The organism is Streptomyces cupreus, from assembly GCF_014257025.1.
Taxonomy (GTDB): Bacteria; Actinomycetota; Actinomycetes; order Streptomycetales; family Streptomycetaceae; genus Streptomyces; species Streptomyces cupreus.
The window spans coordinates 358,284-378,545 of record NZ_JACMSF010000001.1 but is presented as its reverse complement, the minus strand read 5'-3'; the positions used below and the strand labels follow the sequence as shown (position 1 = coordinate 378,545).

Here is a 20,262-nt window from a genome sequence, read left to right as displayed (position 1 = left end):
GCGCAGCCGACGACGCCCGAACGAGTTCACGGCTTCCAGCGCTCAGTGGCCATCCCGCGGCGCGGCACCGCGGGATGACTCGGCGGCGCGGCATCAGCGTGTGACAACGGTCAGCCATTCCGGCGCGGTCACGTTCACCGTTCCACCGGCCGTGACCCTGACATCCAGCCGACCTCCGCCGACTTGGAGTCCTGTCACGGTGAGCGGTGCGTACGCCGCGGCCAAGCTGGGCGTCACGGTGACTGTTCCGGCGGGAACGTCCGCGTCGAGGCCGAGGGCGGCCTGCAGCACGAGGACCGAGGCTGTGGCCGCCCATGCCTGGGGTCGGCAGGATGCCGGGTACGGGGCGGGGCGGGGACCGGCCTCGGTGCCGTGGCCGGCGAAGAGTTCGGGCAGGCGGGCGTCGAAGGCGGTCGAGGCGGTCAGCAGGCCCTGGGCCAGGGATGCGGCGGCGTCCGGGAAGCCGGCCCTGACCAGGCCGTGCACGGCGATGGCGGTGTCGTGGGGCCAGATGGAACCGGTGTGGTAGCCATAGGGGTTGAAGCCCACCGAGTCGCTGCTCAGCGTGCGCAGGCCGTGGCCCGCGTCGAGGTCGGGTCCGGTGAGCCGGGCGGCCAGCAGCGCGCTTTCCTCCGCGTTGAGCAGTCCCGTGCCGAGAAGGTGGCCGAAGCCCGAGGTCACCGCGTCCGCCGGCCGGCCATCTCGATCGAGGGCGACCGCCGGGTAGGGACCGCTTTCGTCCTCCACCCAGAAGTGCTTGCGGAACCGGTCGGCCAGCTGCTCGGCCCACTCCTCCCACTGCTCCGCCCCCCGGCGGCCGAACGCCCGCAGCAGGGACGCCCCGCCGCGTGCCGCCTCATAGGCGTACGCCTGGACTTCGCACAGCGCGATCGGCGCCGTGGCGAGGCGCCCGTCGCGGTGACGGATGGAGTCGTCGGAATCCTTCCAGCCCTGGTTGGACAGGCCCTGGCCGCTGTGGTCAGCGTACTTGAGGAAACCATCGCCACCCGCGTCCGCCTGGCTGCGCATCCAGGCGAGCGCCGACTCGGCATGCGGCAGCAGCTGTTCGACCTCCCCGGGGGGCAGGCCCCAGCGCCAGGCGTCGTGGAGGAGGGTGATCCACAGGGAGGTGGCGTCGACCGTGCCGTAGTACACGGGCGGGAGGGAGAGGGCGTCGGTGAGCTGGAGGGTGTCCCGGCGCACTTCGTGCAGGATCTTGCCTGGCTGTTCCTCGGTGGCCGGGTCGGTGACGGCGCCCTGACGTCGGGCGAGCGTGCGCAGGGTGCCGGCGGCGAGGTCGGTTCCGAGCGGGAGGAGCATTCGGGCGGCCCAGAGCGAATCGCGGCCGAAGAGGGTCAGGAACCAGGGGGCGCCGGCGGCCAGGAACTGGTCCGGACGGCCCGGGTCAGGGGACTGCGGGTCCGCGAGGCGCAGACGGTCCAGGTCGGCCAGTGACTGCTGAAGCCACCACTCGAGACGGCGGTCCGCACTGCGCACCGCGGGGATACGCCACGGGAGTTGGTCACCAGGTGGGGCCGGGAACTGGTCGCCGTCCGCGTAGGCCGCGGCGCAGTTCAGTGTCGCGCTCCATGAATCACCGGGCCGGAGATCGATGTCGTACGACAGCTGCCCTGCCGGCACCTGAAGCACGTCCGGCGCGGGCACACTGACCAGGCTGACAGCGAAGTCGTCGGCGGTCCAGGACAGGCCGATGCCGTCGGCGTCCGCGACCTGTGGCGGTACCGGCTCCAGGACCTGCCCAGACTTGACCTGCTGCATGGTTGCAAGGTCCGTGCCGACGGTCACCGTCAGCCGGAGGTGGACGTGCTCGACACCCGCGTTCGTGACCTCGAAGACCTCCTCCATCCGGCCGGCCGCCGTGCGGCGGCGCCGGTGCAGAGCGACCGCGGGGTCCGCCGTCACCTCGCCGACGCCCCGCAGAATCGCGCGGAAATCCGCCCGGTGTGCGCCTCGCAATCCGCCGTGGACCGGCGCCAGGGCGATGCCCTCAGCCGCGACCATCAGCCGGGACAGAGCCCTGCGGTCGCCGTGGTAGAAGCCGTCCGCGCCCCCGCTGAACTGGCCGCTTGCCTGTGAGATCACCAGACTCGGCGCGCACAGCGTGACGACGGCGTCGTGCAGGAACGGCTGTAGACCACCGACCGCAGAGACGGACGCCGTGACCGACCCGTTGGGGTCCTGAGTCTTGACAGTCATGTCCAAGGGAGTACAACCTCTCAGTGTTTTAGCGTTCCAAGGACACTAAGTCACTCGCCAGAGGCCTGACAACGGCTTTGGAACGCTAAAACTGAATCCAAAAGTCCACTGCAAGCCGGAGAGCCGCATGCCTCGCTCCAGCAAGAATTCCTCGGCCAAGGGCGGCCCGGTGACCCTCGCGATGGTCGCTGCCCGGGCAGGGGTCTCTGCGCAGACCGTGTCGAACGCGATCAACTCGCCGGACATACTGCGGCCCGACACCCTGGAGCGGGTCCGCCGCGCGATCGACGAGATGGGCTACCGCCCCAGCCGCGCCGCGCAGACGCTGCGCACCCGTTCCAGCAAGCTGATCGGCTACGGCATCCAGCCCACCCCGCCCGGCACCGGGGCCGCGGTCATGGACCGCTTCCTGCACGCCCTGTCGCAGGCCGTTGACGAGGCCGGATACCGGATCCTGCTGTTCGCCTCCCCACCCGGCAGCCCAAGCCTGAAGGGCTACGAGGAACTGCTCGCCCAACATGAGGTCGACGGCTTCGTGCTCAGCGGTACCGACCGCAGCGACCCGCGCCAGGCATGGCTGACCAAGCGGGGCGTACCGTTCGTCGGTTTCGGCCGGATGTGGTCAGGGCGGCCCGTCGGCGACTGGGTCGACGTCGACGGCGCTTCGGGTACGGACGCCGCCGTCGAGCACTTGGTCACCCTTGGGCATCGCAAGATCGCCTTCCTGGGCTGGGAACGCGGTTCCTCCGGCGCCGGTGACGACCGTGCGGAGGGCTGGCTCCGGGCGATGAAGCGGCACGGGCTACCCACCCGCGGGCGGCGCGGACAGAGTATGAACGACATCGACGCGGCCCGCGCCGCCGTGAAGCCGCTGCTCGACGCCGGCGCGACCGCCGTGATCGCGGCCAGCGACATGCTGGCGCTCGGCTGCTACCAGACCCTGCGCGAGCGCGGCGCGCTGCCCGGCCGTGACGTTGCCGTGGTCGGCTTCGACGATTCACCGACCGCCGAGATCCTCTCGCCCGCCCTGACATCCGTCGCCCAGCCGCTGGAAGAAGTCGGCCAGGAGTGCGTACGGCTGCTGCTGGCACGGATCGCCGCCCCCGACGCACCACCCGAGCGGATTCTGCTGCAACCGTCCCTGGTCATCCGCGACAGCACCACATCCATGTCCATCACCGACGAGTAAGCACCCCCGGCCACCCGGCCCCTCACCCCGAAACCTTCCGCCCTCCTCCACCCCCACATCCCTGGCGCACGCCTTCGTGTGCCTGGGCGGAGCCGCTCGTACCACCCGTAACCCTCGGAGGAAGCAATGCCCAACCGTACGGCCATCGCGGCCCTCGTCACCTGCGCGGCCATGATGGCCGCCACCGGCTGCTCGTCGAGTTTCGGCAGCGACGAAAAGACCACGCAGGACACCAGTGAAAAGCAGCACCTCACCGTGCTGATCGCCTCCTCGGGGGACGCGGAGACCAAGGCCGTCAAGGATGCGGCAGCAGCCTGGGCCAAGCAGTCCGGCAACACGGTGACCGTCGACGTCGCCAAGGACATCAACCAGCAGCTCGCCCAGTCCTTCGCCGGGCACAAGCCGCCGGACGCCTTCTACGTCAACTCCGACCAGTTCGCCAACTACGCCCAGGGCGGCTCCCTTTACCCCTACGGCGACCAGATCAAGGACGCCGACGACTTCTCCGCCCAACTGCGCGCCTCCTTCACCCACGACGGCAAGCTGGTCTGCCTGCCCAAGGACACCTCCACCCTCGCCCTGGCGATCAACGACGACCTGTGGAAGAAGGCCGGGCTGACCGCGAAGGACTACCCGACCACCTGGGCCGAACTCAAGACCGTCGCCGCCAGGCTGACCAAGGGCGATGTCACCGGGCTGGTCATCAACGGCGAGTACGCACGCGTCGGCGCCTTCATGAAACAGGCCGGCGGCTGGATAACCAACGCCGACCAGACGAAGATGACCGCCGACAGCACCCAGAACACCCAGGCCCTCAACTACGTGCAGTCGCTGCTGAAGTCCGGCTCCCTGAAGTACGCCAACCAGGTCGACACCAACTGGGGCGGCGAGGCCCTCGGCAAGAACAAGGCCGCCATGACCATCGAGGGCAACTGGCTCACCGGCGGCATGAAGGCCGACTACCCGGACGTGAAGTACACGGCGGTCCCTCTGCCCGCCGGTCCGGCCGGCACGGGCACCCTCGCCTTCAGCCAGTGCTGGGGCGTGGCTCAGGACAGCGGCCACCGGGCGGCGGCCGTGGACCTGGTGAAGTACCTGACCAGCAGCACGCAGATGATGAAGAACGCGGACGCCTTCGGCGTGATGCCCTCCCGCACCAGCGCCCTTGCCGAGTACGCGAAGAAGTACCCCTCGGCCAAGGCGTGGGCCGACGCCACCGCCTACGCACAGGGCCCGGTGACCGTCTCGGGCTTCGACAAGGTGCTCACCCAGTTCAACACCGACCTCGCCGAGCTGGCCACCGGCGACCCGAAGAAGATCCTCGCCGACCTGCAGCGCAACGGCGAACCGGCCCTCACGACAGGCGAGTGAGCCAGCATGTTCCCGCGTACGTCACAGAACCCCCGCCCGGCCCCGCGTTCCCGCGCGGGCGGGGGTCCCCGTACGGTCGGCTCGCCGGGCGCACCTGACGCGCCCGGCGGGGGCGGCCCGGCCGCGGCGCCCCACGCCTTCCCTGCCCCGCGCGTGGGGCGCCGCGCCGAAGGTGCCTGGGGCTGGCTCTTCGTCAGCCCCATGGTGCTCATCCTCGGCCTGTTCCTGGTGCTGCCGATCCTGATGGCGCTGTGGGTAAGCCTGCTCAACTGGGACGGTCAGTCCAACCCCTTCAGCGGCCAGGCGGAGTTCGTCGGCCTCGACAACTACCGTGGCCTGCTCACCCAGGACGGCCTCGACCGCACCCTCTTCGCGACCTCGCTGCGCAACAACCTCTACTACGTGCTGCTGACCGTGCCGCTGCAGACGATCCTCGCGCTGACGCTGGCGCTCATCGTCAACCAACGGATGCTGCGCGGCCGCAGCGCCCTGCGCACCGCGTTCTTCTTCCCCTCGGTCACCAGCTCGATCGCCGTCTCCACGATCTTCCTGTTCCTGTTCCAGGGCAGCGGCGCCGTCAACACGGTGCTGTCCTGGATCGGGGTCAAGGGCCCGAACTGGTTCAACGACTCCCGCGGAGTGCTCTCCCTCCTCCTGGGCGGCCTCGGCATCGTCGACACCAGCCACCCGACCGGGGCCCTGGCCGACCACTCGTTCATGGGACTGTCCTGGTTCGAGTGGCTGTCCGGGCCGTCCGTCGCGATGTGCACGATCATCCTGCTCGCCGTATGGACGACCTCCGGCACCTTCATGCTGATCTTCCTCGCCGCCCTCCAGGACATCCCCCGCGAACTGGAGGAAGCCGCCGCCATCGAGGGCGTCAGCCGCTTCCAACTGCTGCGGTACGTGACCCTGCCCGCGCTGCGGCCCGTGCTCTTCCTCGTCCTCACCCTCGGCCTGATCAGTACCTGGCAGGTCTTCGACCAGGTCTACGTCATGAGCCAGGGTGCCCCCGGCAACACCACCCTCACCCCGGCCTTCCTGTCGTACTCCTCCGCCTTCAACGACGCCGACTTCGGACAGGGCGCGGCCATCGCCTTCATCCTGCTCACCCTGATCCTCACCATGACCGCCGTCCAACGCTTCCTGTTCCGGGAGCGCACCCCTCGCGCCCGGAGGAACCGATGAGCGCAAAGTCCGCGGCCGCCCGGGCGCAGGGACGTCACGTGCTGGGCCGCTTCCCCCTGTCGCTGCGGGTCCTTGGCTATGCGACAGTGGCCGCGCTCGGCCTGCTGTACATTGTGCCGTTCGTGATCCAGTTGGTGACCGCGTTCAAAACGGACCCTGACGCGGCCGCGCATCCCCTCGGCCTGATTCCCACCACCCCCACGACGGCTGCCTACCAGCGTCTGTTCGGACTCAGCCAGGACGGTGACGGGGTGCCGTTCCTGCGCTGGCTGGGCAACTCGGCCTTCGTCGCCGTGCTGGTCACCGCCGGACGCGTGCTGTTCGACTCGATGGCCGGCTACGCGCTGGCCCGGCTGCGCTTTCCCGGCCGGACTCTGCTCTTCGGCTTCGTCCTCGCCGTCATGGCTGTGCCCATGGTGGCCCTGCTGATCCCGAGGTTCCTGGTTCTCAACACCTTCGGCCTCTTCGACACCTACACCGGCATGATCCTGCCGCTGATGGTGGACGCGGCCGGCATCTTCATCATGAAGCAGTTCTTCGAGTCCATACCCCGGGAAGTGGAAGAAGCCGCCCGCGTCGACGGCGCGGGCGTGTTCCGTACTTTCTGGTCGATCGTGCTGCCGATGGCCCGCCCCGCGCTGCTGACCCTGACCATCCTGTCCTTCCAGGGTTCGTGGAACGAGTTCACCCACTTCCTCGTGGCCACCCAGTCCAGCCAGTACGAAACCCTCACCACCGGCCTCGCCCGACTGGTCTCCGGCGGCCTGGGCGGCGGCACCCAGTACCCGTTGAAGCTGGCCGCGGCCCTGTTGGCCACCCTGCCCGTCGCCGCACTGTTCTTCTGCTTCCAGCGCTACTTCGTCCAAGGCGCCAACGCAGGCGCCGTCAAGGAATAGCCCACCGCGGCGACCCGATCCAGGCCCGCGGCCTGGCGTGCGGCAAGCGCTCGTGACGCTCCCTCACTTCGGTTTCGTACGTGGTGTGTACCGCCCCGTGTGCGCGGTCCGCCGGACCGCCCAGACCTCGGTTCCCTCGCCGCAGCGGCTGTGGCCCACCGGGTGTGAGTTCCTCGACGAGAGCAAGCGCACGGCCATGTTCGGTCCGGCAGCTGGCTTTGTGCATCTCTAGGAACAGCAGATGTGGGTGGGGTTGGGAGGCGGTTGGTGGTCTCTCGTCGCCTGAATGTCGATGAGATGACGGCACTGTCTGCGGGGGAGGCAGGCTTGTGGTCCAGAAAGAAGTACGCGCGCGTCAATGAGACGGATGCGGCCGACGCCCGAGCCATGCGCGAGGTCGAGGTTGCCAGTTCTGCGAGGCGCCCACGACCTGGGGTGAACTCCGGGGCAACCTGGTCGTGGGCCGCCCGCCAGTGGCACTATCTGTGGGATGCCCCCTTCCATTCAGGTCGGCCCGTACACCGTCATCGCGCTCGCCGACGGCGCGGGCCCCTTCTTCTCCCCCAGGTCGGAGGCGTTCCCCGGCGCCACCACCGAGCAGTGGGCGGCGGCCGATCAGCTCGATCCCGGTGCGCTCGACGCCGACGGGCGCTGGTGGCTCCAGTTCCGCGCGTTCGCGATCCGCAGCGACCAGGGCGTGACGCTGGTCGACGCGGGGATCGGCCCGGCCGACAGCCCGGCGGCCTCGTGGGCGCCCGTGCCCGGGGCGCTCCCGGCTTCGCTGGCCGCCGCGGGTATCGAACCATCCGAAGTAGACACCGTGGTGCTCACGCACCTCCACACCGACCACGTGGGCTGGGCCGTCGTCGGCGGCGAGCATACGCGGCCGTTCTTCCCGAACGCCGAATACCTGTTGCAGCAGGCCGAACTCGACGTTCTCGAGGAGGTCAACCCGCAGCTGCGGTCCACTGTGGTCGACCCGCTCCGGAAGACCGATCAGCTACGGCTGCTCGACGGCGACACCCCGCTGCGCAGCGGCGAGCGGGTGTTCGCCACGCCCGGTCACACGCCCGGGCACCAGAGCGTGCTCGTCGCGTCCGGGCGCGAACTGGTCGCCGTCACCGGTGACCTGCTCGTGCACGCGATCCAGCTGCTCCATCCCGAACTCGCCTACGCCCACGAGATGGACCCTGAGCAGGCAAGGGTCTCAAGGGAACAGGTGCTCCACAGCCGGGCCGCCAGCACCCTCTACCTCGCGGCCCCGCATCTGACCGAGCCGTTCATCGCCCGCTGACCCACCCGGCGGGGCCGGTCATTCCGCGAGCGCGCGCAGCCGCTCGGCACATCAAGGGCGTGTATCGAAAGTGCCTGGTGAGGATGACGGAGAGCCCATTTGTAATCCAGAATGATTGGATGGTCACGCTTGAGACTCCCCGTTTAATCCTGCGTCGCTGGCATGAAGAAGACGTTGTGCCCATGGCTGCCATCAATGCCGACCCTGAGGTCATGCGGTGGATCCGTGACGGCAGCGTCCGTGACGAACAGCAGACTCGCGGCGGGGTCCAGGCATGGGAGAGCGAGTGGGAGTCACAGGGCTTCGGCCTGTTCGCCGTGGAGATCCGGTCCACTGGCGAGCTGGCCGGGTTCACCGGCCTTTCGGTGCCCGACTTCTTGCCGGAGATACTGCCGGCGGTTGAGGTCGGCTGGCGGCTGGGACGTTCCCACTGGGGGCAGGGCTTGGCCACCGAGGCCGCTGCGGCCGCTGCGGCCGCTGTACGGTTCGGGTTCGAAGAGCGAGGGCTGGAGCGGATCGTCAGCATCACTCAAGTAGGCAACGACGCCTCCGAACGGATCATGACCAAACTGGGGATGCATCCGGTCCGTGAGACCGTGAATCCCACCTGCGGTCGGCGAGTTCGGGTGTTCGAGTTGTCGTCGGACCAGTACGTCACAACCACTCGTTGATGGCGGCAACGGGGACGGTGGCCTCGTAGCGGACCGCGAGGTGATCAGCTCCTTGGCATCCGCCCGGGCCTGGAATGCGGTGAAGATCCGATGCCAGGTGCCGTCCCGCTGCCATCGACGGAACAGGTCGTACACCCGACCCCAGGGTCCGTACTCGGCGGGCATGTCCCGCCACGGGACACCGGTGCGGACCCGGAACCGTATGCCGTCGACCAGCTGTCGCCGGGCCCATGTCAGCGGGCGGCCGGGCTTCTTGGCCCTCGGCAACAACGGTTTCAGCAGCGCCCATTGCTGGCCCGTCAGATCTCCACGTGCCACGAACCAAGATCATCCCACGGCTGACGACCTGGGGAGCGGTTACCGGTGACGGTGGCTGGGGAGCGATTACCGGTGACGGTGGTGGGTCAGGGCCGTGAGACGTTGGGCGGCAGATCTCGGTGGAAGACGGCCATAGCCCGGCCGGGGCCGTTGTAGTCGTCGACGATCTTCGTGTCGAAGCCGAGGCTGCGATGGAAGGCGATCGAGCCGGTGTTCTCGACTGACGTGATCGCCTTCAACTTCCGTGCACCGTGACGTTCCGCTGCTTCAGTGAACGCCGTGTACAGACGACGCCCGAGACCGGTGCCACGGGCATCATCCCGCGTGGCGATCAGATGCACGTACCCGGTGCCGTCTGGGGTGACGAACCCGAAGATGTACCCGTGGATTCCGTCCTCGGCCCGGGCAACCAAGCAGGTGGAACCGAACTCCTGCACCAGGGCCAGAAGGTGCAGCGACCGAAGGTCGCGTTCGCCCCAGTAACGCGAGTGATCGGTCAGGACCTCGTGGAAGTCGGCCACCGCGGCCGGTGCGATGTGTATCCCCATGATCACGATCATGGCAGGCGCCCTAGCCGTTACAGGCGAAGGTCCGTACGGATTGGGCAAGTTGTGACACAAGCCTGGGCCCGCCAGCCGGCGGTGGACGACGCAGGCCACGATCCGGTACTGGGCGCATGATGCCGAGGCCTGCGTGGTGCGGCACTCGTTGTCACCGCCCGGATAGTGGTCCAGCGGACGTCTCCGTTGCCGTACCAGTCGAACAGCGGTCCCACCTGGTCGTGGTCGTCGGCGATGAAGCCGTCCGGCGACACCACCGAACCCATGATTGCCTAACCATGTCGGCTCTCCTTCGCCCGGACACGTACATCAGGGGCGAGACATCGGCCGTTCCCCGCGCTTCCCCCAACAGCGCGCTCCGGCCGGTCTCGTTGGAGGTGCGGTCCTACACGCCCAGGCCCACCATCTGGTGGGCGGACGGGCTGTCGTTGCGGTCGTCGGGCATCGGGCACATCAGCGCCTGCCCGATGACGCGCGGGCCGCTTCGGTCGCGGGCCGGCAGCGCCAGCGCCCCGGCGAGTCCACCGCCCGCACTGCCGCCCATCGCTCGGTTTCGAGAACGCCGCGAAAACCGGCCTCAGCCGTTGCGACCACAACCTGATTTCCGCGGACGCGAAATCGGTGACATGGAGAAGCCGAATGTCGTGCTCCCGCAGCGTTTCCACCAGCGCCTCAGTAGTGCACGAGTCAGTCGCTGACAGATTCACCAAGGCCACGGCGAGGCCGACCCCGACCATGTTTGTCATGCTCGAACTGCGCTCGACCATTGCAGCAAGTGCGTCCTCGTCCCGGTATTCCGTCCGCCGATGCGTCCGGCGGGCCCAGGCCGGAAGATACTGTCCTTGCCGCTCGTCGGACCGGTACGTGCGGTGGCCCTGGGACGTGCGGAGATCTGATGGAACGACGACAGTTGGAGTATTTCATCGCCGTGGTCGAGCACGGCGGTTTCACGGCCGCGGCCCTTGCGCTCCACGTCGCCCAACCCTCGCTGTCCCACGCGATCCGCACTCTGGAGCGCGAATTCGGAGGGCAGCTCTTCCACCGCCTCCCGCACGGTGTCGCGCTCACCGCGGCGGGCCAGGCACTGGTCCAGCCGGCGCGGCAGGTCCTGCGTGATCTGTCCACGGCTCGTTCGCTGGTCCGCGAAGTGCTCGGCCTCAGCGGCGGCCGGCTCGACATCGTCTCCCAGACGACCCTCTCGGTCGACCCGCTCGCCGGGATGCTCGGCCGCTTCCACCGCGTGCATCCGAAGGTCTCCGTACGTGTCGTCGATCCCGAACAGGGCCCGGCCGTGGCGCACATGGTCGCGGCCGGTCAGTGCGAACTCGGCCTGGTGGACGCCTCGGTGCCCACGGCCGACCTGCGTGGTATCGATCTGCCGGAGCAGGAGATGCACGTCGTGCTGCCACCGGACCACCCGCATGCGCCGGGCGACACCATCACCTCGCGCGAACTGGCCGCCCTGGACCTGATCGTGACACCGCCGGGCACCGAGACCCGGGCGGCGGTGGACGAGGTGTGCACCGCGCTGGGCGTCGTCCCGCGCATCACCGTGGAGACGGCGCACCGCGCGATGATCGTCCCACTGGTCCTCTCCGGCGTCGGTGCCGCGCTGCTGCCTGCCTCCATGGCGAGGGACGCCGTGCTGCGCGGGGCCCGGATGCTGTCTCCCCGGCCGCGGCTGCTGCGCCACGGCCGGCTGGTCTGGCGATCCGGCCCGCTGTCACCGGCCGCCCAGGCCTTCGTGACCCTGGCGTCCGCTCCGGCTCAGGACGGGCCGCTGCAGGTATAGAAGTTTTCTATCGCCCTCATTCAAAACCGGTTCGCGGGAATCCAGGACGTTTTGTTGACCGTCCTTGGTGGCGGCTGCCACTTTGACTGCATCGCAGGCAGGAATACGCCGGGAGTCACTGGCCGGCAGCTGTATTTCGCCGGTAATTCTGCCGCGATGCGAGGATGTGACATTTCCCCGCCGGGCACCGAATCGGAGAAATACATGAGCGAGTTCGACGCCGGACGGCACATACTTCCGCGGCCCGACACCCGTAGGCCCCTGACGACGGCGATGGACATCCACGACCAGGAGACCCCCTTCACTCCGATCGGCCCGGTGCCTCCGCCCGAGGACGCACCGAACGTGGTGATCGTGCTCGTCGACGACCTCGGATTCGGCACCTCCAGCGCCTTCGGCGGACCCTGCGAGATGCCCGCGGCGGAGCGGCTCGCCGACAACGGGCTGCGCTACACCCGCTTTCATGTGACGGCCCTGTGCTCGCCGACCCGGCAGGCCCTGCTGACCGGCCGCAACCACCACTCGGTGGGTATGGGCGGCACCACCGAGATGACCACCGCCGCTCCCGGGTACAACGGGTTCCGGCCGCGCAGCGCGGCGACCATGGCCCAGATCCTGCAGGCCAACGGCTACAGCACGGCCGCCTTCGGCAAATGGCACCAGACCCCGCCGCGGGAGATCAGCGCCGTCGGGCCGTTCGACCGCTGGCCGACCGGAGAGGGATTCGACACCTTCTACGGCTTCATGGGCGCCGAGATGAACCACTGGTACCCCCTGCTGTACCAGGGCACCACCCCCGTCGAGCCGGATCGCAGGCCCGAGGACGGATACCACCTGTCCGAGGACCTCGTCGACCACGCCATCGACTGGGTGCGCACCCAGCGCACCCTGACCCCGGACCGGCCGTTCTTCACCTACCTCGCGCTGGGTGCCGCGCACGCGCCGCTGCACGTCGGCCGTGAATGGCAGGAGAAGTACGCCGGGCGGTTCGACCACGGCTGGGACCAGCAGCGCGAGGTGACCCTCCAGCGGCAGAAGGAACTCGGCGTCGTACCCCCGGAGACGGAACTCGCGCCCTGGGCCGAAGGCGTTCCCCACTGGGACGAACTCAGCGACAACCAGCGCCGGTTGTCCGCCCGGTTCATGGAGACGTTCGCCGCCTTCACCGAACACGCCGACGTGCAGGTCGGCAGGTTCCTCGACGCTCTGGAGGAGCTCGGCGAACTGGACAACACGATCATCCTCTACATCCTTGGTGACAACGGCGCCTCGGGCGAGGGCGGCATCGAAGGAACGATCGTCGAACACCGACTGGGCCACGGCATCGTGGACGACCCCGACGAGATGATCGGCCACATCGACGAGATCGGCGGCCCCCTCAGCTACCCGATCGCTCCGGCCGGCTGGGCGCTGGCGCTGAACACCCCCTACCAGTGGACCAAGCAGGTGGCCTCGCACTTCGGCGGCATCCGGGACGGGATGATCCTGCACTGGCCGCGTGGGGTGGCCGAGCGTGGTGGGCTCCGGCACCAGTTCTCGCATGTGATCGACGTCCTGCCGACCATCCTGGACTGTGCGGGAATCCCGGCGCCGTTCAGCGTGGACGGGGTGGAGCAGCAGCCCATCGAGGGCACGAGCATGCAGCGGACGCTCGCCGATCCGCACGCTCCCGAGCACCGCCGTACCCAGTACTTCGAGATGTGTGGCAACCGGGGCATCTACCACGACGGCTGGATGGCGGTCACCCGGCACGGCATTCCATGGGAGATGGTGCCGGAGGGGGACCGGCGGTTTGCCGACGACGTCTGGGAGCTGTACGACCTCGGCACGGACTGGAGCCAGGCGTACGACCTCGCCGCCGAACACCCCGGGAAACTCCGCGAGTTGCAGGACCTCTTCCTCATCGAGGCGTCGAAGCACCAGGTTTTCCCGCTGGACGACCGGGTCACCGAGCGGGAGAACCCGGCCATGGCCGGACGCATCGATCTGATCGGCGACCGCACCTCTGTCACCTACCGTGCGGGCATGCGGCGGTTCACCGAGGAGACCACCCCGAACGTCAAGAACCGCTCGCACAGCATCACCGCCGACGTGGACCTGCCCGAGACCACGACCGAGGGCGTGATCATCGCGCAGGGCGGCCGGTTCGGCGGCTGGACCCTGTACTTCACCGAGGGCAGACCGGCCTACGCCTACAACTACTTCGGCATGAGCCTGTACACGGTCCGTGGCGACGAGCCCCTCGCATCGGGGCGGCATGAGATCCGGCTCGACTTCGCCTACGACGGCGGAGGACTGGGCAAGGGCGGCACGGCCGAGCTGCTGGTGGACGGGGAGAAGCGCGCGACGGGACGGGTCGAGCAGACCATCCCGTACTACTTCTCCTTCGACGAGACACTCGACGTCGGAGTGGACCTGAGCACACCGGTGAGCAACGACTACCCCGTACTCGACAACGAGTTCACCGGGATCATTCACACCGTGCGCATCGACCTGGACGCCCAGGGCGCCGAATCGCCCGAGTACGACGGCGGACTGCACCGGCGCGTCATGGGGGCACAGTGAACTGCTGCGCACCGTCCGGCGGCCGGGACGCGGACCGGCCGCCGACACCCTCGCAGTCCACGGTCCGCGCGGCGGCCACCGAGGGCATGGTGGCCGTTCCCGCCGGCCAGTTCCTCATGGGCAGTCAGGATGCCCTCGCCTACCCGGCCGACGGGGAAGGTCCGGTGCGGACGGTGCACGTGGACGCCTTCTGGATCGACGCCTGCACGGTGTCCAACGCCCAGTTCGCGGCCTTCGCCGCCGAGACCGGACACCGCACCTCCGCCGAGCGGATCGGCTGGTCGTTCGTCTTCGCCGGGCTGCTCCCGGACGACTTCCCGCCGACCCGCGCGGTGGCGGCAGCGCCCTGGTGGCGGCAGGTCGAGGGCGCCGACTGGTGCCATCCCGACGGACCGCACTCCACCTGGGAGGACCGGGCGGATCATCCGGTCGTCCACGTCGACTGGGACGACGCACGCGCCTACTGCGCCTGGGCCGGCAAACGCCTGCCCACCGAGGCGGAATGGGAACGCGCCGCCCGAGGAGGTCTGCACGCCAAGGTGTTCCCCTGGGGCGACGAGTTCGAGCCGGGCGGCCGGCCCCGGATGAACGTGTGGCAGGGCGACTTCCCTCACCGGCACCCGACCGCCGACGGCTGGTACGGCACCTGCCCCGTCAACGCCTACGAGCCGGGCGGCTTCGGCCTGTACAACGCCACCGGCAACGTCTGGGAGTGGTGCGAGGACCTGTTCTCCCCGTCCCCCACCAGACAGGAGCGCGTCGCCAAGGGCGGCTCCTACCTCTGCCACGCCTCCTACTGCCGCCGCTACCGGGTCGCCGCCCGACAGGGCCTCTTCCCGGACTCGGCGACCGGCAACGTGGGATTCCGGTGCGTCCTCGACATGACCTGACCCCCCTTGACTCCACCACTCGGACAACCGCGCGACACCTCGGCGCACAAGGAGTACGACCATGGCAAGACGAACAGGGCAGTGGCGTTGCGGCGCGGCGGGGATGGCCGTACTCGGCCTCACCCTGACCGCCTGCGGCGGAGCGAAGGTCGGTGAGGAATCCGCCGACGCGGGCAGTTCCGGCAAGTGCGGCACCTTCAACCTCGCGGTCAGCCCCTGGGTGGGCTACGAGGCCGACGCGGCAGTCGTCACCTACGTCGCGGAGAAGGAACTCGGCTGCAAGGTGGTCCAGAAGGACCTCAAGGCGGAGATCGGCTGGCAGGGATTCGAGACGGGCGAGGTCGACGCCATTCTGGAGAACTGGGGCCACGCGGACCTGAAGAAGAAGTACATCACCCAGCAGAAGACCGCCATCAGCCTGGGTTCGACCGGAAACAAGGGAATCATCGGCTGGTACCTCCCCCCGTGGATCGCCAAGAAGTACCCGGACATCACCAACTGGAAGAACCTCAACAAGTACGCCTCGAACTTCAAGACGTCCGAGTCCGGCAGCGACGGCCAGCTCCTCGACGGCGACCCGTCGTACCAGACCAACGACGAGGCCCTGGTGAAGAACCTCAAGCTCGACTTCAAGGTGGTGTACGCGGGCAGCGAAACCGCGTTGATCCAGGCATTCCGGGACGCGGAGAAGAACAAGAAATGGGTGATCGGCTACTTCTACGAGCCGTCCTGGTTCTTCTCCGAAGTACCGCTGGTCAAGGTCGACCTGCCCAAGCACACGGAGGGCTGTGACGCCGATCCCGCGAAGGTCGCCTGCGACTACGCCGTGTTCGACCTCGACAAGATCGTCAGCACGAAGTTCGCCAAATCGGGCAGCCCGGCCTACGACCTGGTGAAGAACTTCACGTGGACCAACGACGATCAGAACACCGTCGCGAAGTACATCGCGCTCGACAAGATGACACCGCAGGCGGCGGCCAAGAAGTGGATCGACGCGAACCCCGACAAGGTCAAGGCCTGGCTCGGCGGCTGAGGTTCCGGGCTCACCGCTGTGCACTCGGGGGCGTCAGCGTTCGACCTTCCCGGTGAGGAGCGGCGCCTGAGTCGGCCGTACGACTCCTTCCAAGGCGCGGGCGGAACGCCTTTGGGTGCGGCTACGAGCCCGACGGCCTTGACGACCCTGGGTCAGCCTCCGCCCGCGTCCTTCAGGTCATGCACGCACGTTGTACCGGCGGATACCGGGCGGGCTGCGGGGTTCTTCTGAGGCCGAGGGGTTTGATGGCAGGTCGGGCCCCACGGCGGTGATCCGGCCGCCCTCGATCAGGACGTCCGCGTCGGGGTGGGCGATCGGTTCGGGCTCGGTGTCGATGACGTGGCCGTGTTCGGGAACTCGGCTGAGAGCCCGCCTTGAGCCGCGTTCCTCGACGCGATGGACGGGCCAGGGTGGCGCCGGTGTGTGGGATACCGGTCATGCCGCGCCGGGGCCGCGACGGTGTCCGCCGCGATGTACACCGGCAAGAAAGTGCGTGAGGTGGGGGAATCAGGGTTCGTCAGTCCGTGATGACGGCGTCGCGGTGGATCCACTCGGGGCTGTGGGCCGCCCTGTGCATGAAGGCAGCGACATCCGCGCGGCTGATCTTCGGGTTGCCCTTCATCGGGAGACGGTCGCCGGCGAGGTAGGTGCCCTTGGCGGGGGCCTTGGTCAGCAAGGTCGGGTAGACCAGGGTCCAGTCCAGGCCGCTGGAGCGGATCGCCTTCTCGGAGAGTTCCTTGTTCGCGTAGATGTTCCGCAGGAACGTGCGGTACATGAGCTTCTGCGCGGCGCTCGCCGACCGGTAGGTGTCACCCACGCCGAACGAGGACAGCCAGACCAGGCGCGATACGCCCTGTTCCTTGACCGCACCGATCACCGCCGCCGCGGCGCGGCGCGGGTGAACAGGTCGTCGGCGCGCACGGATGTGCTCCTGCCGAGAGCCGAGATGACGACGTCCTGGCCGACCATGGCCTTCGCGACGTCCTTGTGTGAGGTGGCGTCTCCGGCGACCACGTTGACCTGGTCTGCCAGGTCTGCCAGGTCTGCCAGCGCCTCCGGTCTGCGGGCCAGGACGGTGACCGTGTCGCCGGCCGCGATGGCGTACGCCTCGTGGAACAGCGCCTGGTACTCCTCAGGGTGCCAGGATCCGCCCGGTTCGGGCCTGGGCGGGTTGAGGGCGTGCTGGGTGGTGTTGGCGCCGGCTCCGTACTCCGAGATGGCGATCCTGCGGGACGGGGAGTTCGCGTGCAGGTTGTCGGCCCATGCACCGAGTTCGCCGTCCTTGGAACCGTAGTACCAGCCGAGGTACTTGTTGAATCCCGTTGTCCGCGTGTGCAGCCCAGCCTGCGCGTTGTCCGGGTCTTCGGAGCGCACCACGTAGGTGGAGAGCCGGTCGGGGTCTTCGGCTTCGATCAACTCACGGAGTTGGTTCTGGGTGCCAGCCGTGAAGGCGCTCGAGTCGGTGACGGAGTTGACCAGCGGGATCTCCGCCCACACGATCAGCCCCCGTTCGTCGGCGAGCTCGTAGTCCTTCTGGTCGTGCTGGTAGTGCGCCATCCGGATGGCGTTGGCGCCGAGCTCCCGGATGAGATCGAAGTCCTGTGTGTTCAGTGTCGCTGATCGCCCAGCCCTTGCCCGCCCGTTCGTGGTGCAGGTTGACGCCGTGCAGGCCGAGGTGGCTGCCGTTGAGGTGGAAGCCGGTGTCGGGGTCGACGGTGAAGGAGCGAAGGCCCAGGCGTTCGGTCACCACGTCCGCGATCCTGTCCGCGCCCGCGGTGACGTCATGGATCTCCACGCCGGCGTTGTAGAGATAGGGATCCGCGACGCCGTTCCACAGGCGGGGGCGGTCGATGGCGACGGTCTGTCTGATCTCCGCGCCGGTGGCCGCGGCGACGCTCTGCGCGGTGCTGCTGGTCTCCGCGACGACGGTCCCGCTGTTGTCGGCGATGACGGTGCGGGCGAGCACCGATCTGGTGGTGCTGTTGTCGTTCCACAGCTTCGTCGTCACGGTCACCGTGGCCGATTCCGCGGTCACATTGCTCTGCCGCAGGTAGACGCCGGGGCCTGCGTAATCCTCCATCCGCACATGGAGGTTGTCGGTGGCCCACAGGCTCACATTGCGGTAGATGCCGCCCTCGAAGGTGTAGTCCGCGCTGACCGGCGCGATGTCGGTGTTGCGGGCGTTGGTCACCCGCACCGCGATCACGTTGTCCCCGCCCCGGACGAGCACGCCGGTGACTCCGAACCTGAACCGGGAGTATCCACCTTTGTGCTGCCCGAGATACGTGCCGTTGACCCAGACGTCGGCGACCTGGTTCACCCCGGCGAACTGCAAGTACAGCCTCTTCCCGGCCAGTTCGGACGGCACGTTGTAATGGCGGCGGTACCAGCCCACCCCGCGGTAGTAGTTGTTGCCGCCGTCGGCGCCGTCGACGGCGTTCCAGGTGTGGGGCGTGTTGACCGAGGTCCATCCGGAGTCGTCGAATCCGGGCGCTTCCGCACCTGCGACGTCGGGATGTGTTTCGGTGCCCGCCGCTCCTGGGACTCTTCGGGTCGGGTACGGCGGAGTCCAGTGGGGGTGCGACAGTCGGGTACGCAGAGGCTGGTGCCGTCACTGTGCGGCCCGGCCGGAGGCACGGTGACATGCCCGTTGGACACAGACGCGGTGTTCGAGGCGGACGTACTCCTGGGGTCGGCCTTGTCAGTGGTCCGGTTGGCCCGGTCGGTCAGGTGGTCCGGTTGGTCAGGTGGTGCGAAGTGCCGTCGCGCCTCGGTGGGACGGTGGAGGCGCGGTCGAGCCGCGGACGACGAGTTCGACGGGTGGCTGGCCCGTCGGCGGCAGCTCGGCGTCGGGCTTCTCGATGGCGTGAACGAGAAGCCGGATTCCTTCCCGCGCCGCGGCGTCGAAAGGCTGGCGAACGGTGGTCAGCGGTGGGGAGACGTAGGCGAAGACCGGGTTGCCGTCGAACCCGACCACGCTGATGTCCTCCGGAACGCGCCGCCCGGCTTCCCGCAGGGCATGGATCAGGCCGATGGCCATCTCGTCGCCCGCGGCGAACACCGCGGTCACGGACCTGTCCGAGGCCAGCGCACGACCCGCCGCGTACCCGGAGGCGGCCGACCAGTCACCGTTAAGCAGAGGCGGTTCGTGCGCGCCCCGTGCCGCCAGCGCCGCCTGCCATCCCTCGATGCGGTCCTTGGTGGCGTACCACTGCCGCGGGCCGGCGAGCTGATGGACGGTTTCGTGCCCCAGGTCCAACAGATGTTCGGTGGCCGCCCGCGCCAGTTCGAGGGCGCCCACGCTCACGGTCAGCGTCCGGGTGGCGGTGAAGGCGGGTGCCGGTGGTGCTCCGATGAAGAGGACCGGCACGTCGACGCGGACCGGGACGTCTCCTTTCACGATGGGTTCGGAGACGACGACGCCGTCCACGCCCTGTTCGAGGAGTGACGCCAGAGCACCTGCGATGCCCTCCGGGTCGCCGTCCGGCGTATAGATCACGCGGAGCGCGTAACCGGACTCCCGTGCGGCCTGTTCGATGTGCACGAGCAGGGAGGCCGTTCCGTACCCGGCAGTTCCCAGAGCGACGACGCCGAGGGAACGGGTGCGTCCGGAGGCCAGTGCCCTGGCCGCGTGGTTCAGCCGGTAGCCGAGTTCCTCGGCGGCCGCGAGGACACGCCGGCGGGCCTCGTCGGAGACATACCGCTCACCGTTGAGGACGCGAGAGACGGTCTTGCGTGACACCCCGGCCACCAGGGCGACGTCCGCACTACGCGGCGCGGTGGAACCGGCAGCGCGCCCCACTTCTGGTGCCATGAAGTCTCCCTACGGCCACGTTCCTCATCGAACGACTCGAACGACGTCAAGCGATATGACCGCGCGGTCTGACCGCGCGGTCATATCTACGCAGCGGGACCGGCCGCTCGTCAAGGGTTCGCACGGCTCCATTCGATCGGCGACCGTGCGGCGGTGGTCGCCATGACCGGCGCCGAGGGGTCGGGCTCGGGCGGCGTTCATGCAGGACAGGGGCCGGACTGCTGGACGGGGGCGGGAGTTCGGCGCCCCGGCCCGATGACCCTGCCCGGGCCAGACCCGTGCAGGCCGTCAGGCTCGGAGCCTTGACACCGGGACTGCACCCCGTTCACTCTTCCTGACGTCTCGTCGATCGATTTTGTTTGATCGCGTTTACTTTTGGTCACTTCGTCGACCCTGCTACCCCTGGAGCCCCACCAGTGAGTACTGAACGCCGCCTGCGCCTGCCCGGCATCGCGTACGGCGGT

Annotated in this window: 15 protein-coding genes and 3 pseudogenes; 10 read left to right on the top strand and 8 right to left on the bottom strand. The window is 68.6% G+C overall.

Annotated elements, in window-relative coordinates; all coding sequences use genetic code 11:
* Window positions 1-93: 93 nt before the first annotated feature.
* Window positions 94-2,217, bottom strand: coding sequence for an amylo-alpha-1,6-glucosidase (locus H4N64_RS01625; RefSeq protein ID WP_260859492.1), 2,124 nt, complete (start codon window positions 2,215-2,217; stop codon window positions 94-96).
* A 127-nt stretch (window positions 2,218-2,344) separates the two neighbouring features.
* Here H4N64_RS01625 and H4N64_RS01620 point away from each other — a divergent pair, with 127 nt between their 5' ends.
* From H4N64_RS01620 to H4N64_RS01595, 6 genes are all read left to right on the top strand, one after another.
* Window positions 2,345-3,406: a LacI family DNA-binding transcriptional regulator gene (locus tag H4N64_RS01620; protein WP_186280154.1), complete on the top strand. Its 1,062-nt coding sequence runs from the start codon at window positions 2,345-2,347 to the stop codon at window positions 3,404-3,406.
* Window positions 3,407-3,532: 126 nt separating this feature from the next.
* Entirely contained in the window at window positions 3,533-4,777 is a 1,245-nt protein-coding gene (locus tag H4N64_RS01615; protein ID WP_186280152.1) for a sugar ABC transporter substrate-binding protein, read from the top strand.
* A 201-nt stretch (window positions 4,778-4,978) separates the two neighbouring features.
* On the top strand, window positions 4,979-5,965 hold the full coding sequence (locus tag H4N64_RS01610) for a carbohydrate ABC transporter permease (RefSeq protein WP_186280150.1): 987 nt from the start codon (window positions 4,979-4,981) through the stop codon (window positions 5,963-5,965).
* Window positions 5,962-6,861, top strand: a complete 900-nt coding sequence (locus H4N64_RS01605; protein WP_186280148.1) for a carbohydrate ABC transporter permease — start codon at window positions 5,962-5,964, stop codon at window positions 6,859-6,861. The genes H4N64_RS01610 and H4N64_RS01605 overlap by 4 nt, the downstream gene beginning before the upstream one ends.
* A 490-nt stretch (window positions 6,862-7,351) precedes the next feature.
* Window positions 7,352-8,155 carry an MBL fold metallo-hydrolase gene (locus tag H4N64_RS01600; RefSeq protein ID WP_186280146.1) on the top strand — a complete coding sequence of 268 codons (804 nt, stop codon included), beginning with the start codon at window positions 7,352-7,354 and terminating at the stop codon, window positions 8,153-8,155.
* A gap of 119 nt (window positions 8,156-8,274) precedes the next feature.
* Window positions 8,275-8,826, top strand: a complete 552-nt coding sequence (locus H4N64_RS01595; protein WP_186280144.1) for a GNAT family N-acetyltransferase — start codon at window positions 8,275-8,277, stop codon at window positions 8,824-8,826.
* 39 nt (window positions 8,827-8,865) lie between these two features.
* Here the strand turns inward: H4N64_RS01595 and H4N64_RS01590 are convergent.
* From H4N64_RS01590 to H4N64_RS44745, 3 genes and pseudogenes are all read right to left on the bottom strand, one after another.
* Window positions 8,866-9,144: pseudogene (locus H4N64_RS01590) on the bottom strand (transposase); the annotation flags it as partial.
* A gap of 86 nt (window positions 9,145-9,230) precedes the next feature.
* Window positions 9,231-9,704: a GNAT family N-acetyltransferase gene (locus H4N64_RS01585; RefSeq protein WP_186280267.1), complete on the bottom strand. Its 474-nt coding sequence runs from the start codon at window positions 9,702-9,704 to the stop codon at window positions 9,231-9,233.
* 277 nt (window positions 9,705-9,981) lie between these two features.
* Window positions 9,982-10,245, bottom strand: a pseudogene (locus H4N64_RS44745) (alpha/beta hydrolase fold domain-containing protein); the annotation flags it as partial.
* A 354-nt stretch (window positions 10,246-10,599) separates the two neighbouring features.
* Between H4N64_RS44745 and H4N64_RS01575 the strand changes: the two are divergent.
* From H4N64_RS01575 to H4N64_RS01560, 4 genes are all read left to right on the top strand, one after another.
* Entirely contained in the window at window positions 10,600-11,496 is an 897-nt protein-coding gene (locus H4N64_RS01575) for a LysR family transcriptional regulator (protein WP_186280142.1), read from the top strand.
* 204 nt (window positions 11,497-11,700) lie between these two features.
* Window positions 11,701-14,061, top strand: coding sequence for an arylsulfatase (locus H4N64_RS01570; protein WP_186280140.1), 2,361 nt, complete (start codon window positions 11,701-11,703; stop codon window positions 14,059-14,061).
* Window positions 14,062-14,147: 86 nt separating this feature from the next.
* The gene (locus H4N64_RS01565; protein WP_186280265.1) at window positions 14,148-14,951 is read left to right on the top strand and encodes a formylglycine-generating enzyme family protein; all 804 of its coding nucleotides are present in this window, start codon (window positions 14,148-14,150) and stop codon (window positions 14,949-14,951) included.
* Window positions 14,952-15,012: 61 nt separating this feature from the next.
* The gene (locus H4N64_RS01560; RefSeq protein ID WP_186280138.1) at window positions 15,013-15,984 is read left to right on the top strand and encodes an ABC transporter substrate-binding protein; all 972 of its coding nucleotides are present in this window, start codon (window positions 15,013-15,015) and stop codon (window positions 15,982-15,984) included.
* Between the two features lie 517 nt (window positions 15,985-16,501).
* On the opposite strand, the gene H4N64_RS44740 is transcribed toward H4N64_RS01560, so the two are convergent.
* From H4N64_RS44740 to H4N64_RS01545, 4 genes and pseudogenes are all read right to left on the bottom strand, one after another.
* A complete protein-coding gene (locus H4N64_RS44740; RefSeq protein ID WP_336246612.1) occupies window positions 16,502-16,861 on the bottom strand; it encodes an NAD(P)-dependent oxidoreductase in 360 nt (119 codons plus the stop codon).
* Window positions 16,858-17,400 carry an NAD(P)H-binding protein gene (locus H4N64_RS44735; protein WP_260859491.1) on the bottom strand — a complete coding sequence of 181 codons (543 nt, stop codon included), beginning with the start codon at window positions 17,398-17,400 and terminating at the stop codon, window positions 16,858-16,860. Before H4N64_RS44735 ends, H4N64_RS44740 begins: the two co-directional genes overlap by 4 nt.
* A gap of 367 nt (window positions 17,401-17,767) precedes the next feature.
* Window positions 17,768-18,571: pseudogene (locus tag H4N64_RS44725) on the bottom strand (sugar-binding domain-containing protein); the annotation flags it as partial.
* Window positions 18,572-18,727: 156 nt separating this feature from the next.
* Window positions 18,728-19,798, bottom strand: coding sequence for a LacI family DNA-binding transcriptional regulator (locus H4N64_RS01545; RefSeq protein ID WP_186280136.1), 1,071 nt, complete (start codon window positions 19,796-19,798; stop codon window positions 18,728-18,730).
* Window positions 19,799-20,262: the final 464 nt, after the last annotated feature.